The organism is Xenophilus sp., from assembly GCF_044462705.1.
GTDB classification, from domain to species: Bacteria; Pseudomonadota; Gammaproteobacteria; order Burkholderiales; family Burkholderiaceae_C; genus Xenophilus; species Xenophilus azovorans.
Window position 1 is genome coordinate 50,137 of record NZ_JBIQNC010000001.1, and the last position, 17,579, is coordinate 67,715.

General features: G+C 62.8%; 25 protein-coding genes. 6 read left to right on the plus strand and 19 right to left on the minus strand.

Features of this window, described 5'->3' with window-relative positions; all coding sequences use genetic code 11:
* Nucleotides 1–30 precede the first annotated feature (30 nt).
* The 6 genes from ACIY1X_RS00225 (at nucleotide 31) to ACIY1X_RS00250 (ending at nucleotide 1,954) form a co-directional block, all read left to right on the plus strand.
* Complete coding sequence (locus ACIY1X_RS00225) at nucleotides 31–342, plus strand: hypothetical protein (protein ID WP_399677103.1); 312 nt, start codon at nucleotides 31–33, stop codon at nucleotides 340–342.
* A 116-nt stretch (nucleotides 343–458) separates the two neighbouring features.
* Nucleotides 459–746, plus strand: a complete 288-nt coding sequence (locus ACIY1X_RS00230) for a hypothetical protein (protein ID WP_399677105.1) — start codon at nucleotides 459–461, stop codon at nucleotides 744–746.
* A 10-nt stretch (nucleotides 747–756) separates the two neighbouring features.
* Nucleotides 757–1,014 (plus strand): hypothetical protein, encoded by a 258-nt coding sequence (locus ACIY1X_RS00235; protein WP_399677107.1) that lies wholly within the window; start codon nucleotides 757–759, stop codon nucleotides 1,012–1,014.
* A gap of 4 nt (nucleotides 1,015–1,018) precedes the next feature.
* Nucleotides 1,019–1,246, plus strand: coding sequence for a hypothetical protein (locus ACIY1X_RS00240; RefSeq protein ID WP_399677108.1), 228 nt, complete (start codon nucleotides 1,019–1,021; stop codon nucleotides 1,244–1,246).
* Nucleotides 1,233–1,751 carry a hypothetical protein gene (locus tag ACIY1X_RS00245; protein ID WP_399677109.1) on the plus strand — a complete coding sequence of 173 codons (519 nt, stop codon included), beginning with the start codon at nucleotides 1,233–1,235 and terminating at the stop codon, nucleotides 1,749–1,751. Before ACIY1X_RS00240 ends, ACIY1X_RS00245 begins: the two co-directional genes overlap by 14 nt.
* Entirely contained in the window at nucleotides 1,748–1,954 is a 207-nt protein-coding gene (locus ACIY1X_RS00250; RefSeq protein ID WP_399677110.1) for a helix-turn-helix domain-containing protein, read from the plus strand. Before ACIY1X_RS00245 ends, ACIY1X_RS00250 begins: the two co-directional genes overlap by 4 nt.
* Here the strand turns inward: ACIY1X_RS00250 and ACIY1X_RS00255 are convergent.
* The 19 genes from ACIY1X_RS00255 to ACIY1X_RS00345 all read right to left on the minus strand — a co-directional run bounded on the left by ACIY1X_RS00255 (nucleotide 1,944) and on the right by ACIY1X_RS00345 (nucleotide 17,572).
* Complete coding sequence (locus tag ACIY1X_RS00255; RefSeq protein WP_399677111.1) at nucleotides 1,944–2,441, minus strand: DUF2514 family protein; 498 nt, start codon at nucleotides 2,439–2,441, stop codon at nucleotides 1,944–1,946. The two genes, ACIY1X_RS00250 and ACIY1X_RS00255, sit on opposite strands and share 11 nt — an antisense overlap.
* A 238-nt stretch (nucleotides 2,442–2,679) precedes the next feature.
* Nucleotides 2,680–2,859 (minus strand): hypothetical protein, encoded by a 180-nt coding sequence (locus ACIY1X_RS00260; RefSeq protein WP_399677113.1) that lies wholly within the window; start codon nucleotides 2,857–2,859, stop codon nucleotides 2,680–2,682.
* A complete protein-coding gene (locus ACIY1X_RS00265) occupies nucleotides 2,856–3,395 on the minus strand; it encodes a glycoside hydrolase family protein (RefSeq protein WP_399677116.1) in 540 nt (179 codons plus the stop codon). The genes ACIY1X_RS00260 and ACIY1X_RS00265 overlap by 4 nt, the downstream gene beginning before the upstream one ends.
* Nucleotides 3,392–3,631 (minus strand): hypothetical protein, encoded by a 240-nt coding sequence (locus ACIY1X_RS00270; RefSeq protein ID WP_399677118.1) that lies wholly within the window; start codon nucleotides 3,629–3,631, stop codon nucleotides 3,392–3,394. Before ACIY1X_RS00270 ends, ACIY1X_RS00265 begins: the two co-directional genes overlap by 4 nt.
* A 40-nt stretch (nucleotides 3,632–3,671) precedes the next feature.
* Entirely contained in the window at nucleotides 3,672–4,502 is an 831-nt protein-coding gene (locus ACIY1X_RS00275) for a hypothetical protein (RefSeq protein ID WP_399677120.1), read from the minus strand.
* Nucleotides 4,502–5,434 (minus strand): hypothetical protein, encoded by a 933-nt coding sequence (locus ACIY1X_RS00280; protein ID WP_399677121.1) that lies wholly within the window; start codon nucleotides 5,432–5,434, stop codon nucleotides 4,502–4,504. The genes ACIY1X_RS00275 and ACIY1X_RS00280 overlap by 1 nt, the downstream gene beginning before the upstream one ends.
* Nucleotides 5,435–5,488: 54 nt before the next feature.
* Nucleotides 5,489–8,596: a phage tail protein gene (locus tag ACIY1X_RS00285; RefSeq protein WP_399677123.1), complete on the minus strand. Its 3,108-nt coding sequence runs from the start codon at nucleotides 8,594–8,596 to the stop codon at nucleotides 5,489–5,491.
* Nucleotides 8,593–9,030 carry a C40 family peptidase gene (locus ACIY1X_RS00290; protein ID WP_399677125.1) on the minus strand — a complete coding sequence of 146 codons (438 nt, stop codon included), beginning with the start codon at nucleotides 9,028–9,030 and terminating at the stop codon, nucleotides 8,593–8,595. Before ACIY1X_RS00290 ends, ACIY1X_RS00285 begins: the two co-directional genes overlap by 4 nt.
* The gene (locus ACIY1X_RS00295; protein WP_399677127.1) at nucleotides 9,027–9,926 is read right to left on the minus strand and encodes a DUF2163 domain-containing protein; all 900 of its coding nucleotides are present in this window, start codon (nucleotides 9,924–9,926) and stop codon (nucleotides 9,027–9,029) included. Before ACIY1X_RS00295 ends, ACIY1X_RS00290 begins: the two co-directional genes overlap by 4 nt.
* Nucleotides 9,926–10,837 (minus strand): hypothetical protein, encoded by a 912-nt coding sequence (locus tag ACIY1X_RS00300; RefSeq protein ID WP_399677129.1) that lies wholly within the window; start codon nucleotides 10,835–10,837, stop codon nucleotides 9,926–9,928. Before ACIY1X_RS00300 ends, ACIY1X_RS00295 begins: the two co-directional genes overlap by 1 nt.
* Complete coding sequence (locus ACIY1X_RS00305; protein ID WP_399677130.1) at nucleotides 10,834–13,896, minus strand: phage tail tape measure protein; 3,063 nt, start codon at nucleotides 13,894–13,896, stop codon at nucleotides 10,834–10,836. The genes ACIY1X_RS00300 and ACIY1X_RS00305 overlap by 4 nt, the downstream gene beginning before the upstream one ends.
* Nucleotides 13,897–13,899: 3 nt before the next feature.
* The gene (locus ACIY1X_RS00310) at nucleotides 13,900–14,277 is read right to left on the minus strand and encodes a DUF1799 domain-containing protein (protein WP_399677132.1); all 378 of its coding nucleotides are present in this window, start codon (nucleotides 14,275–14,277) and stop codon (nucleotides 13,900–13,902) included.
* The gene (locus ACIY1X_RS00315) at nucleotides 14,220–14,531 is read right to left on the minus strand and encodes a phage tail assembly chaperone (RefSeq protein WP_399677134.1); all 312 of its coding nucleotides are present in this window, start codon (nucleotides 14,529–14,531) and stop codon (nucleotides 14,220–14,222) included. Before ACIY1X_RS00315 ends, ACIY1X_RS00310 begins: the two co-directional genes overlap by 58 nt.
* 86 nt (nucleotides 14,532–14,617) lie before the next feature.
* Nucleotides 14,618–15,265 (minus strand): phage tail protein, encoded by a 648-nt coding sequence (locus ACIY1X_RS00320; RefSeq protein WP_399677136.1) that lies wholly within the window; start codon nucleotides 15,263–15,265, stop codon nucleotides 14,618–14,620.
* Nucleotides 15,266–15,387: 122 nt separating this feature from the next.
* The gene (locus ACIY1X_RS00325; protein WP_399677138.1) at nucleotides 15,388–15,759 is read right to left on the minus strand and encodes a DUF3168 domain-containing protein; all 372 of its coding nucleotides are present in this window, start codon (nucleotides 15,757–15,759) and stop codon (nucleotides 15,388–15,390) included.
* A complete protein-coding gene (locus tag ACIY1X_RS00330) occupies nucleotides 15,756–16,214 on the minus strand; it encodes an HK97-gp10 family putative phage morphogenesis protein (RefSeq protein ID WP_399677140.1) in 459 nt (152 codons plus the stop codon). The genes ACIY1X_RS00325 and ACIY1X_RS00330 overlap by 4 nt, the downstream gene beginning before the upstream one ends.
* Entirely contained in the window at nucleotides 16,207–16,527 is a 321-nt protein-coding gene (locus ACIY1X_RS00335) for a phage head closure protein (RefSeq protein ID WP_399677142.1), read from the minus strand. Before ACIY1X_RS00335 ends, ACIY1X_RS00330 begins: the two co-directional genes overlap by 8 nt.
* A complete protein-coding gene (locus ACIY1X_RS00340) occupies nucleotides 16,527–17,093 on the minus strand; it encodes a head-tail connector protein (protein ID WP_399677143.1) in 567 nt (188 codons plus the stop codon). The genes ACIY1X_RS00335 and ACIY1X_RS00340 overlap by 1 nt, the downstream gene beginning before the upstream one ends.
* 38 nt (nucleotides 17,094–17,131) lie before the next feature.
* Nucleotides 17,132–17,572, minus strand: coding sequence for a hypothetical protein (locus tag ACIY1X_RS00345; RefSeq protein WP_399677145.1), 441 nt, complete (start codon nucleotides 17,570–17,572; stop codon nucleotides 17,132–17,134).
* Nucleotides 17,573–17,579 lie beyond the last annotated feature (7 nt).

Here is a 17,579-nt window from a genome sequence, read left to right on the forward strand (position 1 = left end):
CCGGATAATACTGGATATTCAACCAGTATCATGGCCTTGCAGTTTGACCTGATCTACACCCGCGAGAAGGGGATGGTGATCCCCGGGTGGCAGCACGCATTCCCCGCGACACGACGGCGCGGGGTCACGGTGGGCATGCGCGAGGTCGTCAAGCCGGAGCTGGGCCAGCGCGTCATCACCATCGCGACGGCGACATGGGAAGATGGGTCGATGGAGCTATGGGACGCCAGGGTGATCGAGATGACGCCCGACCGGCTGGTGATCGCCGGGTTCGAGCGGATCGACCACCTTGGGGTGCCTTACGATTACGCGCAGTCCTGGGTGCTGCGGCCCCGCGATTAGGGCCGAGCACCTAAAAAAGTGCTTGCCCTAGTGCGATTTCCGCACTACATTAACACCCATGGACAGCGCATCGCAGTCCACCGGCGCCTCCCGGGATGAGGGGCAAGGAGAGAAAAATGTCCGCAGCGCAACAAGCCGCCCGCCACGCAGCCATCCACAACGAGGGTGGCTACGGCTACAACCCCCACGCAGCCGCCATTGAGCAAGAGGCCCGCGCCAAGTCCGAGGCCCGCATCCAGCACATCATTGACAACATCGGCCAGTACCGCGCCGCCTGGGCCGCTGCAGTGGCCAAGTACAGCAAGGCTGGCAACATCAGCATGCTGGACATGCCCAAGATCGAGGCCGAGGCCGGCGTGACCCACCTCGAAATCCAGATCATCAAGAGCCGCATGGCCAAGTAAGGAGCCGACGATGCAAGAGGCCACGATCACCGACGCGGACGGCCTCGTCCGCGAGTACGCCTACGACGACTTCGACGGCTCGCTCTACGTCAAGGACGCGGACAGCATCGCCCGGGGCAACGGCAAGCCCTACCGTCCGATCTACAAGGCCAGCGACTACGTGCGCGGCCTGACCGCCGCCCATGCCGAGATGTGGCGCAGCCCCGAAGCCGCACTCAAGGCCATCGCCACTGTGCGACCCATCGAGGGCTGGCGGCGCGCGCATTGATGCCATGAGCAACCGCGCTCGTCTCATCATCACGCCATGCGGCCCCTGGCGGCTCTACCAGCACGCCGTGCCGCCCGGCTGGGACATGCTGGGCACCGTGCAGCGCGGCGACGAGATCGGCGCTCTGGCGCGCAACAAGGCCACGGGCAACCTCGTCATGATGCGCGCCGGCGCCGTCTCCATGCTCGATCAGCGCAAGGCGCAGGCCGCGCTCTCCCATGCCAGCGCCTGAGCTGATTGCCGGCCCTTACCAGCCACCCGCCTGCCGCCCGGGCGACTGGCTGGATGACGAGATCGCCGGGCGCGTGGAGGTCGGCGGATGGACCGCCGCGCCGCTCTCCTGGCCGCGCCATAAAAGGCGTGGCCGCGCCTCGCTGATCCTGACCGCTGAGTTGAGCCGCGCCGTCCACACGGAGTCGTCGGAGGCGGTCTGCTACTGGTGGGGCGTCAGCACCACCACGGTATGGATGTGGCGCAAGGCGCTCGGCGTGGGCCGCGTCACCGACGGCACGCGCAAGCTGCTGCAGGAGCGCACTGGTGTGCCCCCGGACGCAGCGGCCCGCGGGCGTGCTGCCGCCGCATCGCCCGAGGCACTGGCTAGGATGGCCGAGATCAAGCGCGGCAAGCCCGCGCACCCCAACACCAAAGCAGCCTTGCTGGAGGCCGCCAAGCGGCCCAAGCCGCCCGGATGGGGCATCAAGGCCAATGCGTGGATGCGCGAGGGCAAGGCGCCATGACCCCCGCCGACCTGCGCGCCTGGCAGGCCCACATGGGCTACAGCTACACCACTGCCGCCGAGGCCCTGGGCATAGGACGGCGCACGTACGCGGAGTGGATCGCGGGGGATCGCGCCATTGATCGGCGCACCGCCCTTGCCTGTGCTGCCCTCGCTGCCGGGCTGGATGCGTGGGTCGTGCCGAGGCAGGGGGCTACTTCGTGATGGCGTCGTAAGCCCGCTCGCACGCCTGCCCGGCTATTCGGGCGCGGTCAGCGTACTCCGCCAGCTCTCCCGCTCGCGCGTCAGCCCGACCGAGCACGTCAACCAGCAGATCGAGGGGGTCGGCACCAGGCTGACCCTGGCCTGGGTCGGCAGCGGCGGCACGCGGGCAGGCTCTACGGGCTGCACTGGCAGCGGCTGTGCGCAGGCCGTCAGCAGCAGCGCGGGAAGCGGCCAGATCAGCCGCCAGGGCGTTTTTCTCGGCTTCGGCATGGGTTGATACCTCCTCAATGCGTTCGGCCCAGGTGCGCTCCTTTGCGCGCTCGGCCTTTTCGGCGTGTCGGCCGGCCTCGGCGTAGCTGGCGCGCAGGTCGGACAACTCCACCCTCGCGCTCGCCCCACCCTGCCGGTACGCCTGCCAGTGGGTCCAGGCCAGCAGCATCGCCACCCCAGCAGCAGCCCACAGGCGCCAGTTCAGGAGGGCGGTCATGGTGCAATTTGGTGCAAATCCACCGTTTTAGGGGTGGCCACCTGGAGGCTCCGCGCCGCCGACTCGATGCGCGCAAGTGGTTGATTTTGTTGGCCTTGTGCAACCAAAAGGGGTGGCCTGCTGCGCGGGCCAGCGCCGCCCTTTGGGGTGCCATTTGGGTGAACGATTGGGTTCATTGGGGTGGGCCACGGGCACTTGCTCACCGTGTGGTCAGGCGATCCGCAGCGGGTGCAGGGCATCACGGCTCCTTCGCGGTCGCCTTCTCGACGACTTCGGCGGTGAGAAACGCCCCGGCAGCAAGGCCCCAGATCGTCAGCAGGCCCGATTCCGTGAGCTTGTCCACCAGCCTCAGCACCGTGGGAATCAGCAGCAGGTAGCACGTCACGATCCACTTCTTCTCAAGCAGCTTCTCGGTCATGCCTCCTCCCGACATAGCTTGCGCTCGGCCTGCCTACGGTTTTGCAGGCCCTGCACGTACTTCCCGCCAGCGTTCGACCAGTTCGGCCGCCCGTCCGGGGTTCGCGCGATCAGGTCACACCCCTGCATCACCCTGCCGGCGTTGATGTTGCGCACCGCCTGTGAGCCGCAGGCACCCTCCTTCCCGACGTTGACGGCGAACATCGTCAGGCCGATCAGGCGCGAGGCAGACAGGTAGTCCCACGAGACGCAGCTCAGGATCGCGTAGCCATACTCCAGCAGAGTGACCTTGTTCACTTCGCGGCACTGGTCGTCGGTCAGCTTTTCCCCGACCTTCGCATTCCAGTCCGTTCGGCCGGCGCAGTAGGTGGGGATGCCTCCAGCCAGGTTGTCCCGATACACCCGCAGGATGTTGCCTTCCATGCGCTCCAGGGTGGTGTACGCCAGGGGACTGGTCAGCGCGGCGAGGAGTGCAGCGGGGATCGCGCCCTTGCGCGCGAGCGAGGCGGGGATGCTCGGTGCGCCAGGAGTCTTCATTCGTCCAGCTCCATCGGCTTCGAGATCCCGTGCCGCTCAGCCCACCGCTTGATCTTCCTGCCCCACTCGGTTTCCTCGCGTATCCACTTCCGGGTGAGGTACGCGATTTGGAGGACGACGAAGACCAGCGTGGCTATCGTCACGACGGTATTGAGCGTGATGCCGGACACCAACACCCCCGGGGATGCCTTGGCTGCCTCAATGGCGATGTCATGGAGTTCTTGCTTTGCTGGCACTGGGCAACCTTTCAGGCAAAAGAAAACCGCCCGGAGGCGGTTAGGGGGGAGACAATTTATAGGGGTGACCACCTGGCAGGTCGCCTTCCAGGCCCCATTGCCAGGACAAGTAGCCTTCCAACTTCTGCCGATCTGACAATCCAAGTGCCAAACGGGTAGCGCCCAACTCTGCATAGTCTCCAAATGCATGTGTTGCACCGTTGCCGTTGTGCCCTACGGCGAAGTACTGGCTGACGGCTGTGTCACTATTTGACGGAATTTGGAACGACGGATTGTTGGCAGTAATAGTCCCATTGACGGAAACATATGCGTTTGCATTGGCGTAGTCGATGACGCCAACGATCACCGCCCAGTTATTGGAATAATCGGTCGTGTCGGCCGCGCCAGCGTAGCTGTCCGAATCAGTCCTGCGGCCTCCGGTATAGATTGCGTTCACGGCGGTGTCGCCTCGGCCAATCATTGCCCTGGAAGCCGTGCCACCCGCCGTCGTGAATCTGATAACACTAGCATCAGCGGCAACAGTTTGGGCAGGGTTCATTCGCTGCACCGCGAACATCGTCACTCCGCTGACACTCGTCGTGATGCTTCTACCGTCGGTCGCAGCGCAGTTGAATGCGCCTCTCTTGGACGCCGAATCGCTGCGCCATATCGTGCGCCCGTTGAGTCCTGATGCAACCATCGTTGCACGGTTCGCGGAACTTCCGCCCAAGTTGGACATGTGGTTTCCACGCCCAGATCGATCAAAGATCGTGGCAAGCTCACCCGATGTCAGGGTGTTTCCGGGATAGTCGGAGATGTACCAAGCGCTCAGACCGGATAGATTGAGTGGGCTCCATGACGTGGCGCCGAAGCGATACGGATTGAGCAGCATCAGGGCGTCCCGATCAGATAGACCTTGAGACCCGCAGCCGTCCCATTGCCGATCTGGTCAATGTCGATGGTGATTTCCGCGTCGTCAGCGAGAGACGAATCACTGATCACGGGCGGCGTTGCTGCGGTCGTGCTTGTCTTCTCCGTGTTGTCTATCGTCAGCTTGGTGGACAGGATTGATGATCCCGACTCGTTGATATCGACGGTGAAGATGGAGCCGCTGCTTTGCGCAGTCGTCAGAGAGGCGCGAACAGAGGTCAGCGTCATGGCATACGGCATCCTGAACGTGACCTTGGCCGTGCCCGCCGAAAGCGCGGTCGTCTCGTCGCTGCACGCAATAGGGATGCATTGCATCTGAGTGGGCGCGGCGGCAAGCTCATCAATGGCCGCCTGAACATCTGTCGCGCTCAGGCCAGACGTGCTGGGGTCATACGTGATGTCTTCGGCGTCACCGCCCGATCCGCCCGGAACAAACTCCAGGCCGTCCTCGGTGGCCTTTACCCGAACGTAGGCCCCGCCCTCGCCGGTATAGGCGCCAGGAACGTCGCCGAGGCTGATGAAATCGGTTGCCCCTCCGCCGCCGCTAGTGAAGTCGCGGTGGTCGGTGTAACTTGAGACGGACGCAGAACCGGTGACGACCTGATAAAGCCTGTAGTAGTCGGTCGCGTTGTTCCAGTTCGTGTTCGACGTGGAGACAGACACCGCACCATTCGAGCGAGCGGCAACGATGTAGTTGGTGCTCGAAGCGGTGAGCGTCACTGTTCCGTTCGAAATCGTGTTGCCGAATGCGATTCCGCCGTAGTAGCCCCAAACTAATCCAGAAGATGCGATGGCACGACGCGCATACATCCCGGCAGGCCCAGTCGCCAGGAAGTTGTCGTTGATGTCCGGGATCGCCCCAGTTCCTGCGGCAATCGTCGTAAGTGTGGTCATGGGTTCCCCAGAACAAAAAGCCGCCCGAAGGCGGCTGTGTTGATGCGAATTTGACTAGATGCTCTGCTGGAGTTCGTGCCCGCGCCCCACTGTCCCGCTCATTTGGTAGATGCGGACGTGGATCGTGGTCTGATTGCTTCCGAAGTCGGCAATCTGCTGAGCAGAGGTGTACGTGACGGTCTGGCTCGTGGCGATCAACGTGCGCTTCAACGACGTGAAGGTGTCGTCGGCGAAGATGTCGATCTCGTACTGTTGCGATTCCTCGCCGAGAGGCACGTTGCCCAGCCACCATTGTTGAGATAGTCGCGTCCTTCGGCGCCAGGTGAGAACAATGTCGTTCCCGCTGTAGCTCTTGCGCGGAGTTGTCGGGCTCGCAGGACGAAGGCCCTCTCCTGTATTCGTCGATGTCTGAGCGCCCGCCGAATCGAAGCGCCTCCCAATCGATACGGCCTTGAACGCCAGATCCTGGCCGATGGTTCCGGTGTCGAAACTCGGCCTCAGCACACCACCATCAGACAGCAGTACGAAGCGATCACCATCCGCGTGCTGGCCAATTGCAAATTCGGATCCCTGAAGTCCGCGCAGCAACCCGGACAGGATGTACCGGCCAGATCCAAGATCATCAACTCGCTGGAACTTGATGATCTCCCATCGGCCGGGCGCACCGACTGCTGCGACGTTTGTCGTCCAATTGAGCAGCAGGTCCCTGGTAGTACTCGACAAGACGCCAGTCCCAACATCCACAGTCAATAGATTGTGTTCATCGACGTTCCCAAGGGTGTAGTTTCCCAAGACCGAGAAGCACATGCCTTGCACCGCTGCGGATGTGACTTTCCCTCGGGAAAGGAGAGAATTGGCGTCCTCTCCAGCCCACAACTCCGCGCCAGACCAGGCAGAACCTAGACCAGCCATTGCTGCATACAGACCGGCGTTGTTGTCGGCATCGCGAAGGATTCTGGAGTCCACAATGGTCAACATCGTGGGCGATGGCAATGGGGAAATCTGCTGCCCGCTGTACCCGTTGGTTCCGGGCACGTTTTGCGTCAGCAACTCAGCGTCGGCGGGCACGCACTCTGCTTCGATCAATGCCCCGGTATCGTTGACCTTGGCGAGCATGTAGTTGCCAATAGTGCCGCGTGGATACTCGATGGTCACCACGTCACCAGGGGACAAGGCCGCGAACTTGCGCGACACCTTGAAGGATCGCGTGTCCCTGGCAATCCACCGCTCGTACAGCGTCCTGTGAGCGATGGTGGCCGCCTTGTCGGGCGTCATCGCCACATCCAGGGTCACTGTCTCGTCAAGCTCCGAGTCCGTGACGATCCGCCGAGCCGTCTCGGCGCTGGTCTGGTAGTCGAAGAACGGGTTGACGTACTGCACCGTCACCGAGCGTGGGCACTCTGCCTCTTGCGTCCGAGTCAGTGGAAATGGATCGCCCGGTTCCTGTCCATCCTCGGTGCATCCCAATTCTTCGTAGCTGATCGCGGACACTGTCGTCTTGTCGCCACGATGGAAGAACCGGATGATGCCGTCTTCCTCGACCTGCGCCACACCCGCATAGGTAAGCAGCGGAGCAATGTTGTTCCTGGCGCTCGCGGGCGACTTGTTGAAGGTGTAGCCCCACACCGTGTCATCGATGGTCGAGACATCAATTTGCCCCGAGAGACCGACGCGCTCGCACTGTGACTCAATGACCTCATCAATCGGAGCCTCAACTGGCGACATGCCACGTTGAGAGATGTTGATTCGTGTGGGAGAAATCGACGACCCATCGGTTTCGATGAGCATGTTGCCGCGGACATTGAACACCGACCCAAGTACCGTGCTCCGCGAGAAGGCATCGAACCAGTCAACCAGAGAACCGTCGATCACACGAAGAACATCAGATGTCCCACCCTTCTGCACATAGATCTCCTCGTCATTCACCACGTGCATGCGATCACCCGATCCGCCTCCTGGAATGGTGCAAACCTGACCGGCATAGGCAAGGTTCTCGATGTCGTACCGATCCAGCGATCCATTGCGCAGGACATAGATGTAGGCGTCTGTCATGGCCACGTCTGCGACGTACCCAAGGGCCATGTCCCTGCGACCGTGGTCTTCATCGAACAGGTAAGGTCCGTTGTTGAATGTGGTTCCCCATCCAAAGATGGCTCGCTCACCAAGTTTGCAATAGACCGTCTGCTCCGCGTTCACGGTGAACGGGAACGAGTAGGCTTTAGAGAATCCATCGGCGTTGTAGTAGTCCAGAGAATCGCCGGACACACCATTCGTCACAAAACTTGGTTCGTCGGAGTGTCCCCGCCCAGGAACCCGGTTGTTGCGTGCGGTGAATCTGTTTTGGATGGCCCGCGTGCCGTCAAGGCCTATCCGCCAGACCTCGACCTCGTAGTTGACATAGAAGCCATCCCACCCTCTGCCGTACAGCATGGTGAATGCTGCGGGATCATCGATGCAGGAAACAGTCGCAAGAAATGTCGAGGTGAACGTGCGCAGGGTGGAGTTCACAACCTGCGTGCCGGCGTTGGTGCAGATCTCGAAACTCAATTGCGGGATGCGACCACCTGGGCACTCCAGCCCGAAGACGAACACGCCCACCACACCCCGATACGCAGGGGTGTTCCCAATGCCCTCATAGAACTCCATGATGGGATGCGGAATCTGGTCCTCCCACCCTGGGTGCACGCTCATCTGAGCAAAGGGGTTCTCCGTGGAGGCAAGGGCCTGGGCGGGTGAAATGCCCGACGACCCGTCATAGTTGAGCTTCCCGTCTACCCAGACCTTGCGGATCTGGATCGTGGAGCCGACAGGGGGCGTCCTGCCCAACACAAGGTAGCCGTGAATGAACTGCCGGTATTGCGTGACTTCCGTCCCGCCCCCACCCTTCCCCCCGCCCTGGGTCTGGCCGATCTCGATGACATCGGTCGCCCACACCCACGTCGCAGGAGGAACGTTGTTGCCCCACGTCTCCGGGATGCCTGCGCCGTACTGGCTGACAGACACCTTCATGTCTTCGATCCGACCCTGCTCCACCTTCTTCGTCGGCTCCAACAAGCCGCCGACAGCACCACCGATTGCAGCGCCGGCAGCCCATCCGACCACCGGGACAAAGTACCCAATGATCCCGCCAATGACGGTGCCCCAGGTGCGGCCGTCACTCATCGCACGCGCTCCGGAAAGCGGAAGCAGCCCGCAAGACGACAGCCGATCAGTTTCATCCAGTCATCGCAGAAACGGTTCTCGCCGACCCGACGAGGGGCAGTGGCCTGGGCGTGGATGATCGACAGTCCACCGTGGGGGTAGTCGCCGATGATGCCGATGTGATTGGTGTCCTTGAATCGCAGAACAACGAGATCGCCCGGTTGCAGCGCGACACGCGGAATCTCGGTCAGGTGTTCTCGGCAGATATCCAGCATCGCGGACATGGACGCCTTGCGCTCGTAGTCCTTGATGTCCCAGTCCAACAGGCCAAGCTCGTTGCCGATCTTGATGACCAGGCCGGCGCAGTCCAGCCCATCCTCGGAACGGCCTTGATGGACCCACTTCGTGCCAATCGCCTTTCGAGCTGAGGCAACGATTTGCTCTGCTTGCGTCATGGGTTGTACGAGGTGGATGCGTTGCTGCCCAAGCCGAGAATCCGGTTGTTGCCCGGGAACTGGCTCGGCGGGAAGCCGCGGAAGTTGATGACGTTGTTGAACTTGTCCACGCAGTCAGAAACACCCAGGGGATTGCGTGCGCCGCGCTCGTGACGCTTCCGGCACCCGGGGATGACGCTGTACGCCTGGCCTACGGGGATGTTCGCGGGCATCGGCAGGACGAGTTGGAAATTCCCCGCCCCGTCGTAGCTGTAGACCTCCATCGAGAAGCCATCCAGATCGCCACCGGAGAACGTGACGACACCAGCCCCGAACCAGTCGTTCGCTTCGATGTTGGCGGAGTCCGAGAACGTGCGGCGGTCGGTGACGGCGGTCACGGCGCTGGTGACGCGCATGGACTCCACGTCTACCTTGCACTCCGAGCTGCCCAGGTCGGTCATGCAGATGGGGGAGTAGGTGCGGCCCGTCGTAAGTTGGAGCGCCTGAGATAGGCCCCGGTACTCGGCCTTGAAGGTCAGCCGCCCGACCTCGATCCCTCCCAGCGTCCCAAGCCCGATGACGAGGTGCCCCATCGTCAGGTCGCGGAAGTTGACCTCGAAGATGGACACCTGAGCCCCGTCCCACACGCCGGCAAGAATCTCCTGTTCCGTCGCCAGGTCGGACGACAGCACCCCTGTCATCTCCGAGTTCGGCACCGCCCCGTCAGCGGTCTGCTCGATGGCGTTCGGGTTTAGCCCTTCCTTTGCCCGGTAGACCTCGCCCAGGTACAGCAGGTCGAATGAACAAGACGTGAGGCAGAACACCGCCCCATCCTTGCGCTCGATGCGCCAGCAGCGCGCAAGAGTCCTCGACCCGCTGGCGTAATGCGCCGCGAGTGCCGATGAAATAGCCCGCATCAGGCTTCCCTTACCTCATCGAGGTAGGTCTGCGGGATGGTGACGTGGCGCGCGTCATACTGCCCGGGCACGACCAACTCCCATTCGAGGTTGTCGTCCCTGAAATGGACGGGGAAGTAGAACTTGCCGGCCCACGTCAGCGTCTCGTCCGGCTGCGGGTACTTGTGGCCCTGCCCGGCCGCCGTGATCGTCTTTCCAGACGTGTTCACGGCCAGGGTGTAGGTGGCCGTCGAGATATTCGTGATCTCGTGGCTCTGGCCGTTCAGGAGGGCCGCATCAGCGCCAGTCAGGCCCTGGAGCCACAGGCGATGCCCCACCGATAGACCGATGGCAGAGGACAGCGTTACTTGCGTCGTAGCACCGACCGTCACGCCCGAAACCGTGCGGGTGGCATCGGGCACGAAGGTGACGTACTGCACCCCGGATGAGATCGCGATGTTACCGGCGCTGGAGCCGACAGTGACCGCCACGCCGCCGCGGTAGACGACGGCATTGCGGGTGCGGGTCAGGGCATGCGCCTTGGTCCTCGCTCCCCCTGCGATGGTGTAGAGCTTCCGGAAGCCGTAGGCCGGGCAACCATTGCCATAACCCACCGGCCCGGCCTCAACCCCAAGCATGTAGCCCACAAGTGCCCCGTTCGCCACCGTCGCGGTGTTGTCGATTGGGTCTTCCAGCAGCATCCCGAACGCCCCGTAGTCCGTCACCTCGGCAACCGCGATCAGTTGCTCGAACGCCGGGATGCGCAGAGGAGCCGTGCCGATCTGCCAGGAGCGCAGGGTGTAGTCCCGCACCACCGACACATCGACATAGCCGCCCTGGTTCCGCGTTCGGGTGTTCTGCCTCGACCGCGTGCCCGTCACCCCGGCCACGATGACGCTGTTCGGGAAGATGACGTTATCGAGGACGATCATGCGTTCCTCCCGGCCTTCTGGAGCGCACGGGACATCCTCAGCACAGCCTGGTCAACCGTTTCGCGGCTCGTGCCGGCGGCGAAGTGGTTGTGGATGTTGATGTTCTGCGTGGTGCTGTTGCCCGGGCCGCGAAGATCGCCGCCCATGATGGCCGCCGGGTTCACGAACCCACCATCAGCGAAGCCGCGCCGGTTGAGCTTGTCCAGCAAGTTCAGGCCAATGCGCTTTGTGCTCTCGGCGTTGATGACGTATTCGCCAGCATGGACGATTCCGGCCGGCTGGTACTTTCCGCCCGCCCCGGTGTAGCCGCCATCAGCCCACCCCATTGACGAGATCAGCGAACCCAAGGCGTCTCCGCCTCCAGCCCCGATAGCGTTGGCGGCGCTGAGCGCGCCAGCGAGACTCGATCCACCCATCGAAGCGGCAGCCGAGGCAGCAGCAGTGGCCAGAGCAGTCAGCGCGGTGGTCGCCGCCGTGGCGCTTGTGGCCACCGAAGCCTGTGCAGTTGCCGCGGCAGCCGTCGAAGTTGCTCCAGCGGCATCCTTCACTCCAAGCAGGCTGGCAAGTGCCCCCGAGCCCTTTCCGCCGAACAGGGAGCCTAGAACGCTGCCGACACCAGAAGACCCGTCAGCGAGGCTCTGTTGCAAGAACTGGGCGAGCGGCTTGGTGATCTCAGCTTCGACAAATCCCTTCAGCAGTCGCCGGGCGATGTTCTTGCCAAAGTCTTCCCATGAGCCAGAGCCCTCGCCCATCAGTGTGTCGGTGAGGGAGTCGGTCAGGCCGTCCAACCCCTGTGTAATAGCCTCTCTCGCGCGCTCCGATGCATTGTCGATGCGGTCGATGTAGTCAGCCAGCGCCTCGTTCGCTCCGTTTTTCCAATCACTCTGCTTATCCTTCAGCGCCGCGAAGTAGTCTTCCTGCGCCTTCAGGGCGTCGTTCAGGGCGTCCTTGATGCGCTGGGACTCGGCCTTGTACTCGTCGGACCCGAGCTGATTCTTCTCGGCTGCCTGCTTGTTGAGTTGGAGCTGGTAGCGCTCGAACTCCCGGAAGATGGACTTCTGCGCTTCGACCTGTTCACGAGCGCGAGTACCGAGTCCGAATGCCGACAGCGATCGGTCGTACTGATCGGCGCGGCTCTGCGCCGTTGATTGGATGGAGAGGTTGATCGCCTCGATCTGCCGCTTGAACTCCTCCGCGTTACGCTTGGCCTCTTCGTCCAGCTTTCGGGCCTTCTCCTTGGCCTGGATTTGCTTCTCCAGCGCGACATTGATATCCAGTTGCGCGAGGATCTGATCCTTGGACGCGAGAAGACTCTTCTGTTCGGCAGTGAGTTGCCGCTTCTCCTTCAGGTCCGCGACTTCCTGAACGAACTTCGCCCGCTGCTGCTCGGAAGACGTGAGTTTGTCGGATGCCTCTAGCTGGGCTTTCAGGGATGCCTCGGTCTCCTTGAGGGATGCCAGCATCTTGGTGCTGGCGTCGTCTTGGTACGCTTTTGCCTTGGGCCCCTTCGGATCCTTGTATCGCTCATTGATGCCCGCGACCGCCTTCCGATACTCGTCGCTGTCCGTCGATTTGCCCAGCGTCCTGTAGTCGTCCGCTAGCTGCTTCAGAGCCTTCTTCCGGCGGTCAGCGTTGGACTGGATTTCCTTGGTGAGCGTGGCAAGGCGGTCGGATGCCGCGATCTTCGCTGACTCGTTACGCGCACGCTCGCCCTGTGCATACGCGTTCTCCTGTTCGCGCAGCGCCTGGCGGGACAGAGAGGCAACATCAGCCTGCGCATTGGCCAGGGCCTGGGGAGTGCTGCCGTTTTGTTGCAGGTAGGCGACCTTCCGCTGGGCATCGACCAACTTCTGCGCCGCCGAAGCCTGGGCGCCGATGCTGGCGACCCCGTTGGCAACGGCGTTCCACATGCCCAGCGCGATCTCCTTGACGCCCGTCAGCGCCCGGGCCAGATAGCCCGACTCCTCGCGCACCTTCTGCATGCGCTGGATGGCAGCATTCGCGTAGGAGGTTTCAGCAAGGGCTGCAGCCTCCTCCTTGCGCCCCTGCTCTTCCAGCGCACGGATGCGGGAGTAGGTTTCTTCGGTCAGGTAGTGCAGGGACTCGTTGAGCTTGGCGGACGCCTTGGTGGGCTCCTCGGCCAGCTTCACGAAGTCGGCGACAGAATCCTTGATCGCCACGCCCATCTCCCGCTGCATCGCGACCGCGGCCGTAGCGAGAAGGGATAGGTTGTCTCCGGCGATCTTTCCGGAAGCGGCCAGTTGCTCCAGCGCATCGGCTGCCTGCCCCTGCGTGCCGATGTTGGACGAGATCGCCCGCGCCATGTCCTCCAACTGTCCTGCGGTCTTGCCGACGTAGTTGCCGGTGTTGATGAGGGCTTTGTTGAAGGCAATGGAGCGTTCCGTTGCCTGGTAGTAGGCAAAGGCCAGTGCTCCGGCGCCGGCAGCCGCAAGGGTGAATGGCGTGATGAGGCTCGCCACGTACCCACCAAGGGCGCGCGCAGCCGGGCCGATGCCGCCGAACATGTCCTTGAGCTGGCCGCCCTGTTGCAGCAGCACGGTGAGGGGATTCTGGTTGCCCTGCAGGCTGACGGCGATGTCGGTGAACTGTGCAGGGAGGCCACGAAGCGCCGCAGATGTCTGCTTGGCGCTGATCCCCGTCTTGTCGAGCACTGCATTCCCGGCGGCCAGGGCTGTTTGTGCCGCCTTCTGCTTGGCCGTGACCTGCTCAAGTTGCTTGAGGTACGGTTCCAGCGTCTGTGTCGAAATGCCGCGCTGCTGGGCAAGGGCTCGGTAGTAGTCGGCACTCGACTTGCTTCCCGCCTCCATCGCAGCAGTGGTCCGCTGGATAGACCCGATGAGCGAGCGAGTCGCAGACTCGACCTTCGTGGCGGCCTTTCCGCTGCCGGCACTGATGTTCTCCAGGCCGGCGGCGGCCTTCTTCCCCTCGACCTGGGCGGTGTTGCCCAGATCGCGGATCGAACGCTTCGCCCGGGCGACACCAGTCTCAACGCCAGTCGCATCCGCAGTCATCTTGATCTGCGATTGCATATCTGCCATGGGTCAGCCCTTCTTGGTGTCGCGGTGCATGTACTCCAGCGCGGCCTGCTCCATCACATGGATGTCGTCGAACAGGCCGGGCCAGTCAGTACGGGGGATGCGTAGCATTCGGAGCGCCGACTCGACGCCCGAATAGTCAAGTCCGGTTGCCCCAGCCATTCCGCTGCGCCATTGGGTTCCCAACTTCGAGAACACCATCAGCGCCTGCTCGTGGCAGGGCCAGACTTCGACTTCAGGGCCGCTCGCCTCGTCCACCGTCAGCCCGAAGCGGGCCGCCTCCTCCTCGGTTGGCGGAGGCCGGTAGAGCGCGACGGCGACCGCCCTTAGTTTTTTTCCTTGGCCGCGTTCAGTTCGTCCATGTAGGTGCGCAGGATCGGCCACGCGCACCCGGCGTAGGACTTCAGCAGCAGCCCCACGTTTTCCTTGTCGAACGGCTCGGCCAGGTCCCATCCGCTGGCGATGTCCAGCATCAGGTCCAGGTCTTCCCGGCCCTCCAGTGTCTTGCCGAACTCGGCCATCTCGTCCGCGTTCCGGTAGCGGAAGGTGAACTCGACGGGCGTCGTCTTGCCGCCGGGCACAGGGATCGGCACCTTGGCCTTGAACGTGGGATCGGGAACCAGCTTGAGCTTTGCCATAGTTGTCTTTCGTCAGGAAAAAGACCCGAAGGGCGCGACCCAGCGGGCATGAAAAGGCCCGCCGAAGCGGGCCATGGCAACTCCCATCAGGAGCTGTAGCGCACCGGATCGCCCAGCAGCGACAGCGTGACCTGCACGGTCATCAACTGGTTGACGGTCAGCGACGGGATGACCGACAGGCTGATGTAGGCGTTGTAGAGGAGCTTTCCGCCGTTGGAGAGCGTCACCAGCAGGGCGCGCGGCAGGCGGTCGTCGTTGGCCTGCTTCGCCAGGATGTAGCCCGGCAGGGTCGGGTCATCGGCCACCGTGAAGGTGATGCCAGCTGCGGTCTTCGTCGTCGGGATGCGCTTCTCGCTGTCCGACTCCAGAAACTGGTAGGTCAGGAACTGCTGCTCACCACCCTCCGAGGACGAATCGGTGATCTGGGCCAGTTGGGTCCAGCCGGTGATCTTCCGGGCAGAGCCAGCACCGCCACCGGACGGATACATCGAGGTAGACGTGGTGTCCACGCCCTCCAGGTCGAAAGCGTCGGTGATGGAGTCATCGACACGGACGACACGCTCGGTGAGTTTCGACCACCCGGAGGTGATTTCCACATAATCGCCGTCCGAGAAGCCATGTGCAGTTGCGCTTGCAACGCCGGGATTGGCGTTGGTGATTGCAGTGATGGTGACGGGCGAGCCATACCCGGAGGCAATGGCGACCGTCGAGCCGTTGGGGAGACTCACGCTCATGATGAGGGCCTTTCAGTAACGAAAAAACCCGCACGCGGCGGGTTGGGGGTGGATGCCCTCAGCGGGCGACAAAAAAGCCGCCCCGGTTGCCCGGAAGCGGCTTTGCTCTGGCGGTCAGTCCTCTATCGGTTAGACCAAACCGTGAAATCCTGCGCCGACCCTCTCAGGCCGGTGTCTTCGTCGTACAGGGAAACGGGCGCACCCACTGGGCGAGCCTGGAATGCCGTGGCAGTGACCATGGCGGCCTCCACAGCGATGATCTTGGCGACCGCCTCGGATCGGCTGGGCGACCAGCATGTGATCTGGAATCGCCCGTTCTTCTTCGACGGGACAGCGTTCTCCAGGAACGTCGGGGCTTCGCCGCCGACCTGCTGATAGACGATGTAGGGCGTCGGAGCACCTTGGCGAGCCACGTCCGGATAGCAGGCGCGCCCGGCTCCATCCACAGCCGCAAGCCCCTTGATGGCCGCGAAGATGTCGGTCTCTACCGTCACGCCAGCTCCTTGCGCATCTCGTCCAGCAGTACGGCGTTGGCAACCTGCAGGGCGTGCTGCTGCACCGCCGCGTATGCAGGCCGCAAAAACGGATGCGCAGGCGCCCGGCTCGTGCCGTACTCCACCATGAACCCATAGGGCGCCTTCTGGTGGTTCCAGGCGACGTGATACTCGGCCAGGCCCTGCCCGCTGTTGTCCTTCGAGTACACCTGATACAGCGAATTGCGCAGGTTTCCAGGCTCGAACAGGTATCGGACGCCGGTCTTCTTCGACTGGCGACCGTAGAAGTAGTGAGCCTCAGCTGATACCGGGCACCGAAGCCTCGCCTCGAAGTAGTACTCCTCCGCGCCGGCCTGGGCGGCCGGCCGGACGGCCTTCGCTGCCGCTTTCGTGATTCGATCCATCGAAGCGTTCAGCGCCGAGTCGTCCAACTCAATGCGGAATGCGTCAGCCATTGATGACCTCGCAGACGAGATCGATCTTCTCCCGTTCCACCTCATCCGGCAGAACGGCCTTGATCTCGTAGACCGTCGAGCCGTGATGCACCCTCATGGGCGCCGTCACGTCTGTGCGCTTCCGAATCCGGATGCTCGTCTGCACCACGGACACCTCTTTGTCCGCACGGATCGCCTCGGAGCCGGTCTTGTTGCGGATGTTGGCCCACACCGTAGCCAGGTCGAACCACACGTCGGTCGGCTGACCGTCAGGCCCCTGTCCTGAGACGAGGCGCTTGATCGTCACGCGGGAGTTGAGGGTGCCGGCGCGCATCAGAACACCCGGTATGGGTCCAGCAGCCGATCCACAAACTGTCCCTGGATGCTCGCCACCGACACCCCGGCAAGGATGCTCTCCCGGTTTGCGTACATCGTGCCGACGGTCAGCATCAGCCAGGACTTGATCGCGGCGGGGACTGCAGCCTGCTGCGCCACCTCGTTCCCGGCAGAAAAGCCGGCCTTGTAGGTGATTTGCACCGCGCCAGGGCCAGCCTTTACTTCCGGCCATTGGTCAGCGGGAGTCACGGTGTCGCCGGTCAGAACGTAGTCGCCAGAGTCGAGCGTTTGAGTCGCCCCGTTCACATCCACGTAGGTGATGGCGTCGATGGCCTGAATCGGAGCATTCAGCAGCCGGACAGAATCCTCGAATCGCTCCAGCGTGAGCCTCCATGTCTGGAGCATGATGGAGCTGTTGATCTGTTGCTGGCACATCGCTACCGCTGCCGGGATGTAGACCTCCAACAGGTCATCTTCATCATCGCCATCGACCCGCAGATGCAGCTTGATTTCTTCAAGCGTCACCGGCAGAAATGCAGCGGGGGTTACGAGTGTGGTGCTCATGATCTGCATAGCGCCCTCTTGCGAAGGCGCTACACGCATCAGCCGGCGGTGCCGGGACCGACCGCGCTGGCAATCACCGTGGCATCCTGCACGGTCGGCTTGAGCGCCGCCTTGTACTGGATGGCGATGATGCCGCCCACCACAGCGTTGGCCGCGGTGCGGGTGAGAGAGGCGAACACATACCGCAGAGCGGGCTCGTTCACATCCACCACCAGGGCCTTGCTGTCGGCATTCGTGCCGTCAGCCGTGAAGGCGGACGTGGCAACCTGCGTCACAGGCGTGGGCGAGCTGGTGCTGTTCTCGGTGTTGCCCTTCACGGTCAGGGTCAGCACGGCGTCGGTCGTCACGTCGCCAGTCAAAGCAACGAACATGACACCATCCCAACCCTGCATGTCGAGGACGCTCGACACGACCTCGGTCTGCGCAGCGGCAGCAGCAGCAGCCACCACCGTGATCTTCACGTCATGAATGAGGCTCATGATTTGT

Excerpts from the sequence above, each read along its gene's own strand:
- ACIY1X_RS00250 (WP_399677110.1), top strand. The coding sequence starts at position 1,748 with ATGACCCCCGCCGACCTGCGCGCCTGGCAGGCCCACATGGGCTACAGC.
- ACIY1X_RS00275 (WP_399677120.1), bottom strand. The coding sequence starts at position 4,502 with ATGCTGCTCAATCCGTATCGCTTCGGCGCCACGTCATGGAGCCCACTC.
- ACIY1X_RS00295 (WP_399677127.1), bottom strand. The coding sequence starts at position 9,926 with ATGCGGGCTATTTCATCGGCACTCGCGGCGCATTACGCCAGCGGGTCG.
- ACIY1X_RS00285 (WP_399677123.1), bottom strand. The coding sequence starts at position 8,596 with ATGAGTGACGGCCGCACCTGGGGCACCGTCATTGGCGGGATCATTGGG.
- ACIY1X_RS00235 (WP_399677107.1), top strand. The coding sequence starts at position 757 with ATGCAAGAGGCCACGATCACCGACGCGGACGGCCTCGTCCGCGAGTAC.
- ACIY1X_RS00345 (WP_399677145.1), bottom strand. The coding sequence starts at position 17,572 with ATGAGCCTCATTCATGACGTGAAGATCACGGTGGTGGCTGCTGCTGCT.
- ACIY1X_RS00335 (WP_399677142.1), bottom strand. The coding sequence starts at position 16,527 with ATGCGCGCCGGCACCCTCAACTCCCGCGTGACGATCAAGCGCCTCGTC.
- ACIY1X_RS00340 (WP_399677143.1), bottom strand. The coding sequence starts at position 17,093 with ATGAGCACCACACTCGTAACCCCCGCTGCATTTCTGCCGGTGACGCTT.
- ACIY1X_RS00230 (WP_399677105.1), top strand. The coding sequence starts at position 459 with ATGTCCGCAGCGCAACAAGCCGCCCGCCACGCAGCCATCCACAACGAG.
- ACIY1X_RS00240 (WP_399677108.1), top strand. The coding sequence starts at position 1,019 with ATGAGCAACCGCGCTCGTCTCATCATCACGCCATGCGGCCCCTGGCGG.
- ACIY1X_RS00280 (WP_399677121.1), bottom strand. The coding sequence starts at position 5,434 with ATGACCACACTTACGACGATTGCCGCAGGAACTGGGGCGATCCCGGAC.
- ACIY1X_RS00265 (WP_399677116.1), bottom strand. The coding sequence starts at position 3,395 with ATGAAGACTCCTGGCGCACCGAGCATCCCCGCCTCGCTCGCGCGCAAG.
- ACIY1X_RS00255 (WP_399677111.1), bottom strand. The coding sequence starts at position 2,441 with ATGACCGCCCTCCTGAACTGGCGCCTGTGGGCTGCTGCTGGGGTGGCG.
- ACIY1X_RS00330 (WP_399677140.1), bottom strand. The coding sequence starts at position 16,214 with ATGGCTGACGCATTCCGCATTGAGTTGGACGACTCGGCGCTGAACGCT.
- ACIY1X_RS00260 (WP_399677113.1), bottom strand. The coding sequence starts at position 2,859 with ATGACCGAGAAGCTGCTTGAGAAGAAGTGGATCGTGACGTGCTACCTG.
- ACIY1X_RS00300 (WP_399677129.1), bottom strand. The coding sequence starts at position 10,837 with ATGATCGTCCTCGATAACGTCATCTTCCCGAACAGCGTCATCGTGGCC.
- ACIY1X_RS00245 (WP_399677109.1), top strand. The coding sequence starts at position 1,233 with ATGCCAGCGCCTGAGCTGATTGCCGGCCCTTACCAGCCACCCGCCTGC.
- ACIY1X_RS00315 (WP_399677134.1), bottom strand. The coding sequence starts at position 14,531 with ATGGCAAAGCTCAAGCTGGTTCCCGATCCCACGTTCAAGGCCAAGGTG.
- ACIY1X_RS00225 (WP_399677103.1), top strand. The coding sequence starts at position 31 with ATGGCCTTGCAGTTTGACCTGATCTACACCCGCGAGAAGGGGATGGTG.
- ACIY1X_RS00320 (WP_399677136.1), bottom strand. The coding sequence starts at position 15,265 with ATGAGCGTGAGTCTCCCCAACGGCTCGACGGTCGCCATTGCCTCCGGG.
- ACIY1X_RS00305 (WP_399677130.1), bottom strand. The coding sequence starts at position 13,896 with ATGGCAGATATGCAATCGCAGATCAAGATGACTGCGGATGCGACTGGC.
- ACIY1X_RS00290 (WP_399677125.1), bottom strand. The coding sequence starts at position 9,030 with ATGACGCAAGCAGAGCAAATCGTTGCCTCAGCTCGAAAGGCGATTGGC.